The sequence below is a fragment of the Pseudoxanthomonas sp. LjRoot125 genome (assembly GCF_964252705.1).
GTDB lineage: Bacteria > Pseudomonadota > Gammaproteobacteria > Xanthomonadales > Xanthomonadaceae > Pseudoxanthomonas_A.
On the sequence record NZ_CAXUOY020000001.1, the window covers coordinates 3212372 to 3224250 of the forward strand.

Here is an 11879-nt window from a genome sequence, read left to right on the forward strand (position 1 = left end):
CCGGGTCACATCCCGCGGAAGCGCTGCTGGAAGGCACCGCTGACCGGTAGCACGTCGTCGCGTCCCTTGACGCTCAACAGGTGCCGGCCGAGTTCGTCCTTGCGTACGCGGTCGATGGCCTGCACGCGCACCAGCACGCCGCGGTGCACCTGCCAGAACACGTCCGGGTCGAGTCCGCCGAGCAGATCCTTCAACGGCATGCGGATGATGGCTTCGTCATCGGCAGTCACCACGCGCACGTACTTGTCCTGCGCCTGGAAGAACAGCACCTCGTCGATCGCGATCATGCGCACACTGTCGCCGACGCTGGCGGTGATCCAGCGGATCAGGCGATCGCCCTGCGGCCGCAGGCGCGCTTCCAGATCGTCGATCAGCGTGCGCATGTCCGGTGCGTGCGTTTCGGCCAGGCGTGCCTGCATGCGCTCCACTGCCTGCGCCAAGCGCGCGTCCTGGACCGGCTTCAACAGGTAGTCCGCCGCACCGGCCTCGAACGCACGGATGGCGTAATCCTCGTACGCGGTGGTGAACACCACCAGCCCGCCTTGCGCCACTACCTGCCGCGCGACGTCCAGGCCGCTGACGCCCGGCATGCGGATGTCGAGGAAGGCGACCTGCGGGCGGTGTTGCGCGACGGCATCCAGTGCCGACAGGCCATCCTCGCAGACCGCCACGATCTCGAGCTCCGGCCACGCCGCGCGCAGCTGTTGCTCCAGCGCGCGACGCTGCGGCGCTTCGTCTTCGGCGATCAGGGCGGTGACGGCCTTCATGCCGACGACCCTAGCGGCACGCGGATCTCCGCGCAAACACCGCGACCTCCCACGGCTGGCGCCAGAGCAAATGCGGCGTGCGTGCCGTAACGCGCCGACAGTTGTTCGCGTACGTTCGCCAGGCCGACGCCGGTGCTCAGGCCGGGTTGCAGGCCGGCGCCATCGTCGCGCACCTGCACACGCAGCATGCCGTCCTCGCGGACCGCCTCGATGTCGATGCGGCCCGGGCCGGGTCTGGGTTCGATGCCGTGTTTGATCGCGTTCTCCACCAGCGTGATCAGCAGCGAGGGCGGAAACGGCGACGCGCGCAACGCATCGTCGGCGCGCACGGCGTACGCCAGCCGGCCGCCCATGCGTACCTGCATCAGTGCGAGGTAACTGCTGCAGATATCGAGCTGCTGCCCGAGCGTGGCATGCAGGCCGCGGTCGTCGCGCAGTTTAGGAATGGTGGCGCGCAGGAAATCGACCAGCGCATCCAGGGTGGCTTCGGCCTGTGCGGGATCCTGCCGCACCAGCGCGCGCACCGAGGCCAGGGTGTTGAACAGGAAATGGGGTTCCACCTGCGCCTGCAGCACGCCCAGCCGCAGGTCGGCTTCGTGCACGCGTCCTTCCAGCGCGCTGAGCTCGCGCTCATGGTGATGCTCGTCCCAGCGGCGGTGTTCGCTGAAGTACGCCCGCAGCGCCAGCCCGCCGCCGAACAGACCGTAGACGACCACCAGCCCCGCGACGTTGATCGCCAGCCCGACCGCCTTCACCAACGGCGTCAACGTGGGCGGATTCATCGACAGTCCTGCGGCCTCCAGGCCCGGCTTGATCAACTGCTCGATGTAGGACGATCCGACGCGATCGATGAAGAAGCTGAGCACCATGCCGACCAGCACGGCGATCACGACGGCCTTGCGCTCGTGCGCCACGGGCCATGCACGGTGCCGCACGGCGGTGGCCAGGGCGGGCCCCAGCGTGGCCATGAGGCTGAAGACGACGAACTGCGTGATCGCGACCTTGATCGCAACGCCGAGGTCCTGCACCGCCACACCGCTGCCGGCGCCGATGAAGGCGGCGACCACCGCGATCACGCTGCAGAACAGCAGGCTGCGGCCGAGCAGCCAACGCACGCCGAACACCGGGTACTGGCGATAGCGGCTCCATACCGCATCGCCGCCCACCAGCACTTCGGCGGGCAGCTTCTGTCGCAGCGTATAGGTCCGCTCCATGCTTACTTCCTTTCGCCGCGCAGTTGCTGGCCGGCCTGCTTCAGCGTCAGCGCGACCACCTTGCCGGCCGCATCGCGTTCGAAGCGGATTTCCGCGCCGACGGCATCCATGACGAACACATCGCGCTCCACGGCCTGCACCGGCAGCGCCGGCTGGCCCGTACCCTGGATGGTCAGCGTCTCGCCCTGCGCCTTCACCGTGAGCGCGAACGCGGGCACCAGCGGGTATTCGCCTTCGTATTCGCGCAATGCGGCCGCATCGATCTTCAACACGGGCTTCGCCGCGGCGGCATCGATCCGCTTGGCCGGCAGCACGCCACCCATCTGCATCCACGTGAACGACTGGCCGGCCGCCGTGCGCTGCGGCCGCAGCACCGCGTCGAACTCGCGCGGATAGAAATCGCCCGCACTGTCGTAGCCCATCGCATACGTGCCCTGGCCGGCCACCTGGATGTCCAGCGCATCGCCCTTGCGGCGCAGGGCCATCTTCATGCCGCCGGCGAGTTCGTATTCACCGGCGAGCGCATCGAGCAACGCGCCGTCCGGCGCGGCTTCGCGGCGCGGCGTGCCGAGCGGGAAGCTGGCATCGACGAGGTGCAGACCGAGCGAACCCAGGCTGCCGATCGAGTTCCACGTCGTGTCGGACAGGATCACCACGCCGCGCTGCTTGTCCTTGTCGAACGACACGAACGACGAGAAGCCACCGGTGCCGCCTTCGTGCACGTGCACGGTACGTCCGCCAACGGGCATCAGCATCCAGTTCATCGCCATCGGCGGCGCGTCCGACACCTTCTGCTGCGAACGCTGCAGGGCCGCCGAGATCGAGGTGGATTCGGTCCCCAACTGGCCTTGCACGTAGCGCACCATGTCATCCAGCGTGGCGCGCACGCCACCGACACCGGCGAGGTTGGTCTGGAAATGCCAGGCCGACGTGGCCCGCGCATTCGGCGTATGGCCCACGGCTGCGCGCACACCGGCGGGCGCCGCATTGACATAGGCATGCGGCATGCCCAGCGGCGCGAACAGGCGCTGCTTCAACAACGTCTCCATATCCGTGCCCGCACGACGCGCGACGGCGTACGAGAGCACCATCGAGGCGAAGTTGGAGTATTCGAACTTGGTGCCGGGCGCTGCGGTGAGGGTGACGTCGCCCAACGACGCGAGCAGTGCGGCTTCGTCCAGCTTCGCGTACGGGTCCGCCATGTCCGGTGCACCCATGCGGGAGGGCAGCGCCGGCAGTCCGGAGGTGTGGGTCACGACATGGCGCAGCAGGATCGGCTTGCCCTGGAACTGCGGCAGCTTCGTGCCTTCAGGCAACCAGGCGGAGAGCGGATCGTCCAGCGAACCTTTCCCCTGCCCGATGAGGTCGGCGAGCAAGGCGGCCGTCATCGTCTTGCTGACCGAGCCGATTTCGAAGGCGGCATCGGGCCCGATGCGCGACGCATCCTTCGCATCCGCGCACTGGTAGGTGCGGGCGACGGTGCCGGCTTCGACGACCGCGACCGCCATGCAGGCCCCAGTGCGATCGCCCTGCAGGCGCTGCTGGACCTTGTCGGCCAGCGCCTGGTCAGTCATGGCATGGGCGGGCGTGACGGCGGCGAAGCCGGCGGCGGCAACGGCGAGAGCGATCGAATGAGCGTAAGCCATGGCGGTTCTCCTGACGGGATGGTCGCCATGCTGGTGGACGCCGTCGCCACGCGTGCGGGTCTGCGATGGGCGACCCGGTGGCCGCGACGAACGCCGCAATCCCGCGGATGGCCGACGCGCCAAGCCCTAGTCGCCCAGCAACTGGCGCACAGTGGCACCGTAGCGACGCGCGATGGCATCGCCGTCCACGTGGCGGCCTTCGGTGACCACCTCGCGGCCACCGACCCGGACCGCGCGGACCAATGGCCGGTTGCCCGCGAACAGCCAGCGGTCCACTACGTCGTCGGTCGTCGCGCCCGCCAGCGCGGGGGCATCCGCATCCAGCCAGACGGCGTCCTGCGGATCCGGCGCAAGGCCCGTGGCATCCGCCTCGCTGTCCAGTACTCCCGCCAGCAGGGTACGGCCGACACTCGGCGAACCCGGCAGCACCGCGATGTTGCGATGGCGCGTGATGAGTCGCTGGCCGTACTCCAGCCAGCGCAGCTCTTCCACCGGCGATACCGAGACGTGCGAATCCGAACCGATGCCCCAGCGGCCGCCGGCCTGCAGGAACTCGCGCAGCGGGAACAGGCCATCGCCGAGGTTCGCTTCCGTCGTGGGACAGATCGCGACGGTGGCGCCGCTATCGGCGATGCCACGTGTTTCTTCTGGCGTCAGGTGCGTGGCGTGCACCAGTGTCCAGCGCCGATCGACCGGGAATTCGCGCAGCAACCATTCCACCGGCCGCGCGTCGCGCAGCGCGAGGCAGTCCTGTACTTCGCCCACCTGCTCGGCGATGTGGATGTGCACCGGTGCATCGGCAGGCAGTACCGACAGCACCTCGCGCATGGCGGCTTCCGGCACCGCACGCAGGCTGTGGAACGCACAGCCGATGCGCAGCCGCGCATCCTGCAGCGGACGCAGGGTTTCCAGCAGGCGGAGGAAAGCGTCCACGTCATGCCCGAACCTTCGCTGGCGCGCCGACAGTTCACGCCCGTCGAAGCCACCCGTCATGTACAGCACCGGCAACAGGGTCATGCCGATGCCGGTGTCGCGCGCGGCGGCGATCAAAGCGTTCGACATCGCCGCGGGGTCGTCATAGGGCGCGCCGTCGGGCTGGTGGTGCACGTAATGGAACTCGCACACGCGGGTGTAGCCGGCTTCCAGCATCTCGGCATACAGCTGCGTCGCCACCGCGTAGGTGCTCTCGGGCGTCATCCGCGCGGCGAAGCGGTACATGATTTCCCGCCAGGTCCAGAAGCTGTCTTCCGGATTCGTCTGGTGCTCGGCCATCCCCGCCATCGCCCGCTGGAAGGCGTGCGAATGCAGGTTGGCGATGCCGGGAACGCGCCATCCTGCGTCGGTCAGGACGGGCAGGCCTGCGGGAGAATAGGGATTCGACATGGCGGTGCTTACGGCCGGCGACAGGGGTGCGTTAGGCTACCGCGTCGCCCACGCCAAGACACGCCCGCCGCCATGCTTGCCATCGTCCTCTCGCTGGTTGCCGTCGCCCTCGCGCTGATGGTGGTCTTCATCGCCGTGCAGGCGCAGAAGAAGAAAGGTGGCGCCGGCAACGGCGCCGGCGAGAGCGCCACCGAGCCCGGGCTTTCCACGCACAGCGATACGGCGTGCACATCCGATGGCGGCGGCTGCGATGGTGGCGGTGGAGGCGACTGACGACATGGAGACGCGCTTGGATGGCTTGCTGGTCAACGCCCGCCTGGTCACGCTGGCCGGCGATGCTGGCTATGGCGTGGTGGAGAACGGTGCGCTGGGCTGGCGCGATGGCACGCTCGTGTTCGCGGGTCGCCTCGCGGATCTGCCCGCTCCACCGGCGTCGCTAACCGATCAGGTCGTGGACGCGCAGGGCGACTGGGTGACGCCTGGCCTGGTGGATTGCCACACACATGTGGTGTTCGCCGGCGACCGGGCCGGTGAGTTCGAACAGCGCCTGCAGGGCGCCAGCTACGAAGACATCGCGCGCGCCGGCGGCGGCATCGTGTCCACGGTGCGGGCCACGCGGGCCGCCAGCGAGGACGACTTGCTCGCCGCCTCGCTGCTGCGCGCGCGCGCCTTGCGCGACGACGGCGTGACGACGCTGGAGATCAAGTCCGGTTACGGCCTCGACTTCGACAACGAACGCAAGATGCTGCGCGTGGCGCGCCGCATCGGCGAGATCCTCGGTATCACCGTGCGCACCACCTTCCTTGGCGCGCATGCGCTGCCGCCCGAGTTCGCTGGGCGCGAGGACCACTACATCGATGCCGTGTGCACGTGGCTGCCGACACTGCACGCCGAGGGCCTGGTGGACGCGGTGGACGCCTTCTGCGAGCGCATCGGCTTCACGGCGGTGCAGACGCAGCGCGTGTTCGAAGCGGCGCGCGCGTTGGGCATCCCGGTAAAGCTGCATGCCGACCAGCTCAGCGATGGCGGCGGCGCGGCGTTGGTCGCGGCGTTCGATGGACTGTCGGCCGACCACGTGGAATACACGTCCGAGGCCGGCGTTGCGGCGATGGCGCGCGCGGGCAGCGTAGCGGTCCTGCTGCCGGGCGCGTTCCACGTGCTGCGCGAAACCAAACTTCCGCCGCTGGAGGCGTTCCGCGCCCACGGCGTGCCGATGGCGGTGGCGACAGACTGCAACCCGGGCACCTCGCCCTTGCAGTCGCTGCGCCTGGCCATGTCGCTGGCTTGCACGCATTTCCGCCTGACCCCGGAAGAAGCGCTGCGCGGTGCCACCGTGCATGCGGCGCAGGCGCTGGGCCTCAAGGATCGCGGCCGCCTGGTGGTGGGACAGCGCGCGGACTTCGTGCGCTGGCGCATCGGCCAGCCGGCGCAACTGGCGTATTGGCTGGGCGGCGACCTGGTCTCGGCCGTGCATGTGGGCGGCCGGGTCGTGAGTACCCCCTGAAAAACAAAAACCCCGGCGAGAGCCGGGGTCTTGCGTTCGCGACCGGCGTACCGGCGCGGCGGGCTTACTTGGCGACAGCCTTCTTGGTCACGGCCTTCTTCGCCGGCGCCTTCACCACCGCCTTCTTCGCGGTTGCGGTCGCCGCGATGCCCGCCTTGGCCACCGTACGCTTGCGCGCGTTGCCGTAGCTGGACGAATAGCGCTTGCCCTTGGCCGTCTTGCGATCACCCTTGCCCATCGTAATTCTCCTGATTCATTGAAAAGTCCGCCCGGGGGTAAGGGCGGTAGCAGGGGCGCCGACCGTTCCGGGGCACCCGCGCAGGGCCGCAAAGCCTACCACAGCGGGGCCTCCGGCTCCTTGCCCGACTTCGCCACCCGGCGTCAGTGGGCGCAGCTGGCGTCGTGGATGTGCCAGTGGTTCAGGCGCAGGTTGAGCAGGTGGGCCAGGCCGACCAGCATGCCGCCCACCGTCATCACGATCGCGTGGGGGACGACGGATTCGTGCAGCGGCGCGTACAGCACGCCCGCCCACAGCGCCGCCAGTCCGAACAACAGCATGCCCAGCGCGCGGAAGGCGCGGTGGCGTCGGTAGCCCCAGACCAGGCTGAAGAGCCCCAGCACCGTCACGAAGGTCACGAAGGCGCGTTCGAAGCCATCACCCAGCCACACCGACAACCCCAGCGAAGGGATGGCCGCCAGCAGCAGCGGGGTGATCGCGCAATGCAGTGCGCAGACCAGTGATCCCGCGGCGGCGAACCGGTCGATGAAGGAGCGGAGGGAGGACTTCATGGCCACAAGTATGACTTCCGGGGGGGTTATATTGTCACTATTGGTATATTATAACATCATTCGTAACCCCACCTGAGTGATCCCCATCCCATGCCATCCCCACGCCGCATCGACCGCCCCGCCCCTCGCCTGCTGGTGACCGCCCTCGCCCTCGCGCTGGCCTCCCCCGTCGCTTTCGCCAACGACGCCGGCGCCCCCCAGGCCAAGGACCTGGACGCGGTGGTCGTCACGGCGTCGCCGTTGAAGGGCAATGCGGAGTCCGTCGCCACCCCGGTCGACGTGCTCTACGGCGAGGAGTTGGACAAGACCAAGGCCGGCACCCTCGGCGAGACCGTCGCCAAGTTGCCCGGCGTGCAGACCACCTACTTCGGCACCGGCGTCGGCCGCCCGATCATCCGTGGCCAGGAAGGCCCGCGCGTGCAGGTACTGTCGGGCGGCATCGGCTCGATGGACGCCTCCACCGTCAGCGCCGACCATGCGGTGAGCATCGAGCCTTTCCTGGCCGATCAGGTCGAAGTGCTGAAGGGTCCAGCCACGCTGCTGTTCGGCAGCGGCGCGATCGGCGGCGCGGTGAACGTCGTCGATGGACGGCTGGCCGAGTCGATTCCCGACGAACCCTTGAGCGGCCGTGCGGAAGTGCGCGGCAATACAGTGAACGACGAGCGTACCGGCATGTTCCGCCTCGATGGCGTCAGCGGGAAGTGGGTGCTGCACGTGGATGGCCTGGTACGCGACACCGACGACTACGACATCCCCGGCGTGGCGATCCTGCACGACCACGACGAAGGCGAAGAGCACGAGGAAGCACCCCAGCCGGACGGCACGCTGCCGAACAGTTCGGTGAAGACACGCGCGGGCGCCGTCGGTGCGACCTACCTGGGAGACCGCGGCTACTTCGGCCTGGCCGCCAGCACGTATCGCACCAACTACGGCATTCCCGCCGGCGCGCACGTGCATGGCGAGGACGACCATGACCACGACCATGACGGCGAGGCCGACCATGAGGACGAAGCGCACGAGGAAGGCCCGGTACGCATCGACATGACCCAGAACCGGCTCGACCTGAAGGCCGGTATCTACGAGCCCGTCTCCTTCCTGCAGAGCGTCAACCTGCGCGCCGCGTGGAACGACTACGAGCACGTCGAGCTGGAGGGCGACGAAATCGGTACGCGCTTCACCAACGAAGGCTACGACGCGCGCCTGGAAGCGGTGCAGAAGACTTGGAATGGTTGGCGCGGGGCGTTCGGCCTGCAGTTCGGCAGCACCGATTTCAACGCCGTCGGTGCCGAGGCCTTCGTTCCTGCCACCACCACCGACAGCCTGGGCGTGTTCGTGGTGCAGGAAAAGGATTTCGGCCCGTGGAAGCTCGAACTGGGCGGTCGCTACGACCAGGTCAAGCTGCAGCCCGACGATCGCGCATCCCGTGACTTCGATGCGGTCAACCTGTCTGCCGCAGCCATCTGGCGCATGAGCGACGGCTTCGACCTGCGCTTCGGCCTCGATCGCTCGGAACGCGCGCCGACCAACGAGGAGCTGTTCGCCGGCGGCACGCACGTGGCCACGCAATCCATCGAAATCGGCGATGCCACGCTAGAAACCGAAAAGGGCGTGCGGGCCGAGGTCGGTGCGCACTGGCATACCGATCGCATGGAACTGAAGCTGGCCGTCTACCAGACGAAGTTCAAGGACTTCATCTACCTCACCGATACCGGCGTGGAAGAAGAAGGCTATCCGGTGCGCCTGTGGGCGCAGGACGATGCCACCTTCACCGGTGCCGAAGCCGAAGCGAAGATCCAGTTGGCCGACACGTCCGCCGGCGCGTGGGACCTGCGCCTGTACGGCGACTACGTGCGCGCGAAGCTGGACGGCAGCGGCACGCGCACCGTGGCGTTCGAAGTGCCGCATGGCGACCATGCGCATGCTTACGAAGTCGACATTGCGCAGGGTGGCTACCTGCCCCGCATTTCACCGATGCGTTTCGGTGCCGACCTCGGCTGGTCGCTCGGCGGCTGGCGTGCGTCGCTGGGCGCGGTGCGCTACAGCAAGCAGGACGACGTGGCGCAGAACGAGTCGCCCAGCGATGGCTATACGCTCGTCGACGCTCACCTGGCCTATCGCTGGGATCGCACGGCATCCAGCTGGGAGGTCTTCCTGGATGGCAGCAATCTGACCGATGAGGAAGCCCGCCCGCACACCTCGCTGCTGCGCGACTACGCGCCGCTGCCGGGCCGCGGCGTGGCGTTCGGCCTGCGCGCGTACTTCTGATCGGCGCCTGACGGTCCTCCCCCGGGCGGCTGGCCTCCACGGCAGCCGCCCTTCTTGACATCAATTATGTGCATATACACATAATTGACTTCCTCTCGTGCGAGTCCGTGCATGCCCACCCCTACGCCCAGCGTCTGCACTTGCTTCCGGTTGAGGCGGGCCAGCCGGCGCGTGACCCAGGTGTACGACCACGAACTGGCGGCCGTCGGCCTGAGCCTCAACCAGTATTCGATCCTCCGCCGCACGGAGCGCGAGCCTCGCGCGCTCGGCGGACTCGCGGACGAACTCGGCATGGATCGCACCACGCTGACCCGCAACCTCTCGCCGCTGGTGGACGCCGGTTTGCTGGAAACCGTCCGCGGCGAAGACGCGCGCCAACGGCTGGTCGCACTGACAACCGAAGGACGGGCGCGGCTCACCCGCGCGAAACCCCGTTGGCAGCGCGCGCAAGCGGTCATCGACGACTTGATGGGCGACACCGCCGTCAAACGCCTGCACGACGACCTCGACCGTCTCGACAGCCTGCTGCGCCAGCATCTCGGAGAGGCCGCATGAACACCGCCACGCCATCGACTGCACCTCGCATGCATTGGGGTCTGCTGCTCGCCGCATCCGCCACCCTGATGATCACGATGGGGGCGCGGCAGACGACCGGACTGTTCGTCGCACCGATCCACCAGGAAACGGGCATCGGCATCGCCGCGATCAGTTTCGCCCTCGCCATCGGCCAGTTCACCTGGGGCGCGGTACAACCCGTGTTCGGTGCGGTAGCGGACAAACGAGGCTCGACCGGCGTGCTGGTGCTCGGCGCCGTCCTTCTCTCGTTGGGCCTCGCGCTCACGCCTCACCTGACCTCGCCGTGGGGATTGATGTTCACGTTGGGTGTACTGACAGCTGCCGGCGCCGGCGCCGGCAGCTTCTCGATCCTGATCGGTGCGACCGCGCAACAACTGGCGCCCGAGAAGCGCTCCTTCGCCGCCGGCTTCATCAACGCGGGCGGATCGCTGGGCCAGTTCGTGTTCGCGCCGCTGGTACAGGCCGTCATCGCGTTCGCCGGCTGGGCCAGTGCGATGTACACGCTCGCGGTCGCCTCGCTGCTCGCGATCCCGCTGGCCTTCCCGCTGCGCAAGAAGACCGTGGCGACGACGGGCGCGACCACGGCCACCGCGATCGGCGACATCAGCCTGAAGCAGCAGATCGCGATCGCCCTGCGCGACCGTAGCTACTGGATGCTGCACCTCGGCTTCTTTACCTGCGGCGTGCACATCGCCTTCCTGGTGACGCACCTGCCGGGCGAAGTCGCGCTGTGCGGCCTGCCCGCCAGCGTGTCGGCCGTGGCGTTGATGCTGATCGGCCTGTTCAACGTGGCGGGCAGCCTGATCGCCGGCGCACTGGGCCAGCGCGTGCGAATGAAGTGGATCCTCGCGGTGATGTACGCCAGCCGCGCGGTGATGATCGCGCTCTACCTGGTCTCGCCGCCCACGCCGTTGACGTTCTACATCTTCGCCGCCGCGCTCGGCTTCACCTGGCTGGCCACGGTGCCGCCGACCGCCGGACTGGTCGGCAAGCTGTTCGGCCCGCGCTACCTGGGCACGCTGTTCGGACTGACCCTGCTGTCGCACCAGATCGGCGGTTTCTTTGGCGCATGGCTCGGTGGCCTGGCGCTGGAGCGCTTCGGCGACTACACCTGGATGTGGTACGCGGACATGGTGCTGGCGCTGATCGCAGCGGCGGCGAACCTGCCGATCCGGGAATCGTCACCGAAGGCCGTGCCGGCCGCTGCGTAAGGGTTACTGCGCCGACGGTCGCTTCAGGCCGCAGCGCAGCGCGCGCACAGCCCATGCACTTCGAGCGTCTGCGCCTGCGGCTGGAAGCCGAGCGCCTTCGCGCGCGCGTCCAGGGCGGCGACCACTTCGCGATCCTCGAGCTCCACGGCGCTGTGGCAGCGGTCGCAGATGAGGAATGGCACCGAGTGCTGTGCGCTGTTCGGGTGATGGCAGGCGACGAACGCATTCATCGATTCGAGCTTGTGCACGAAACCGTTCGCCATCAGGAAATCCAGCGCGCGATACACCGTCGGCGGCGCATCCGCCCCCACGCCCTTCGTCGCCCGGACCCACTCCAGCAGCTCGTACGCCTTCACCGGCTTGCCGGCTTCGGCGATCAGCTCCAGCACGCGGGCACGGATCGGCGTCAGCCGCAGGCCGCGCTCCTGGCACGCGCGCTCCACCGCCGCCACGAACGCGCGGGCGTCGTGGACGTGGTGCTTCGGGTCGGTGCAAGCGTGGGCGTGCGGCATGGGCAGTCCTGG

12 protein-coding genes are annotated in these 11879 nt (G+C 68.3%); 5 read left to right on the plus strand and 7 right to left on the minus strand.

What is annotated here, in order from left to right; translation table 11 throughout:
• Nucleotides 1-5: 5 nt before the first annotated feature.
• The 4 genes from ACSION_RS15065 to ACSION_RS15080 form a co-directional block, all read right to left on the minus strand.
• Complete coding sequence (locus ACSION_RS15065) at nucleotides 6-767, minus strand: LytR/AlgR family response regulator transcription factor (protein ID WP_435306566.1); 762 nt, start codon at nucleotides 765-767, stop codon at nucleotides 6-8.
• Complete coding sequence (locus tag ACSION_RS15070) at nucleotides 764-1981, minus strand: sensor histidine kinase (RefSeq protein ID WP_435306567.1); 1218 nt, start codon at nucleotides 1979-1981, stop codon at nucleotides 764-766. Before ACSION_RS15070 ends, ACSION_RS15065 begins: the two co-directional genes overlap by 4 nt.
• Nucleotides 1982-1983: 2 nt before the next feature.
• The gene (locus tag ACSION_RS15075) at nucleotides 1984-3627 is read right to left on the minus strand and encodes a serine hydrolase (protein WP_435306568.1); all 1644 of its coding nucleotides are present in this window, start codon (nucleotides 3625-3627) and stop codon (nucleotides 1984-1986) included.
• 126 nt (nucleotides 3628-3753) lie between these two features.
• Entirely contained in the window at nucleotides 3754-5010 is a 1257-nt protein-coding gene (locus tag ACSION_RS15080) for a formimidoylglutamate deiminase (protein ID WP_435306569.1), read from the minus strand.
• A gap of 72 nt (nucleotides 5011-5082) precedes the next feature.
• Between ACSION_RS15080 and ACSION_RS15085 the strand changes: the two genes are divergently transcribed.
• On the plus strand, nucleotides 5083-5283 hold the full coding sequence (locus ACSION_RS15085; protein WP_435306570.1) for a hypothetical protein: 201 nt from the start codon (nucleotides 5083-5085) through the stop codon (nucleotides 5281-5283).
• A gap of 4 nt (nucleotides 5284-5287) precedes the next feature.
• Nucleotides 5288-6514: an imidazolonepropionase gene (gene hutI, locus ACSION_RS15090; protein WP_435306571.1), complete on the plus strand. Its 1227-nt coding sequence runs from the start codon at nucleotides 5288-5290 to the stop codon at nucleotides 6512-6514.
• A gap of 64 nt (nucleotides 6515-6578) precedes the next feature.
• Here hutI and ACSION_RS15095 read toward each other — a convergent pair whose 3' ends face one another.
• Nucleotides 6579-6752: a 30S ribosomal protein THX gene (locus tag ACSION_RS15095; RefSeq protein ID WP_093487254.1), complete on the minus strand. Its 174-nt coding sequence runs from the start codon at nucleotides 6750-6752 to the stop codon at nucleotides 6579-6581.
• Between the two features lie 143 nt (nucleotides 6753-6895).
• Nucleotides 6896-7303, minus strand: a complete 408-nt coding sequence (locus tag ACSION_RS15100; protein WP_435306572.1) for a MerC domain-containing protein — start codon at nucleotides 7301-7303, stop codon at nucleotides 6896-6898.
• Between the two features lie 90 nt (nucleotides 7304-7393).
• Between ACSION_RS15100 and ACSION_RS15105 the strand changes: the two genes are divergently transcribed.
• The 3 genes from ACSION_RS15105 (at nucleotide 7394) to ACSION_RS15115 (ending at nucleotide 11355) form a co-directional block, all read left to right on the plus strand.
• Nucleotides 7394-9568 carry a TonB-dependent receptor gene (locus tag ACSION_RS15105; protein ID WP_435306573.1) on the plus strand — a complete coding sequence of 725 codons (2175 nt, stop codon included), beginning with the start codon at nucleotides 7394-7396 and terminating at the stop codon, nucleotides 9566-9568.
• Between the two features lie 111 nt (nucleotides 9569-9679).
• Nucleotides 9680-10123, plus strand: a complete 444-nt coding sequence (locus tag ACSION_RS15110; RefSeq protein ID WP_435306574.1) for a MarR family winged helix-turn-helix transcriptional regulator — start codon at nucleotides 9680-9682, stop codon at nucleotides 10121-10123.
• Nucleotides 10120-11355 (plus strand): MFS transporter, encoded by a 1236-nt coding sequence (locus ACSION_RS15115; RefSeq protein WP_435306575.1) that lies wholly within the window; start codon nucleotides 10120-10122, stop codon nucleotides 11353-11355. The genes ACSION_RS15110 and ACSION_RS15115 overlap by 4 nt, the downstream gene beginning before the upstream one ends.
• 23 nt (nucleotides 11356-11378) lie before the next feature.
• Here ACSION_RS15115 and ACSION_RS15120 read toward each other — a convergent pair whose 3' ends face one another.
• Nucleotides 11379-11867: a transcriptional repressor gene (locus ACSION_RS15120; RefSeq protein ID WP_435306576.1), complete on the minus strand. Its 489-nt coding sequence runs from the start codon at nucleotides 11865-11867 to the stop codon at nucleotides 11379-11381.
• Between the last annotated feature and the right edge of the window lie 12 nt (nucleotides 11868-11879).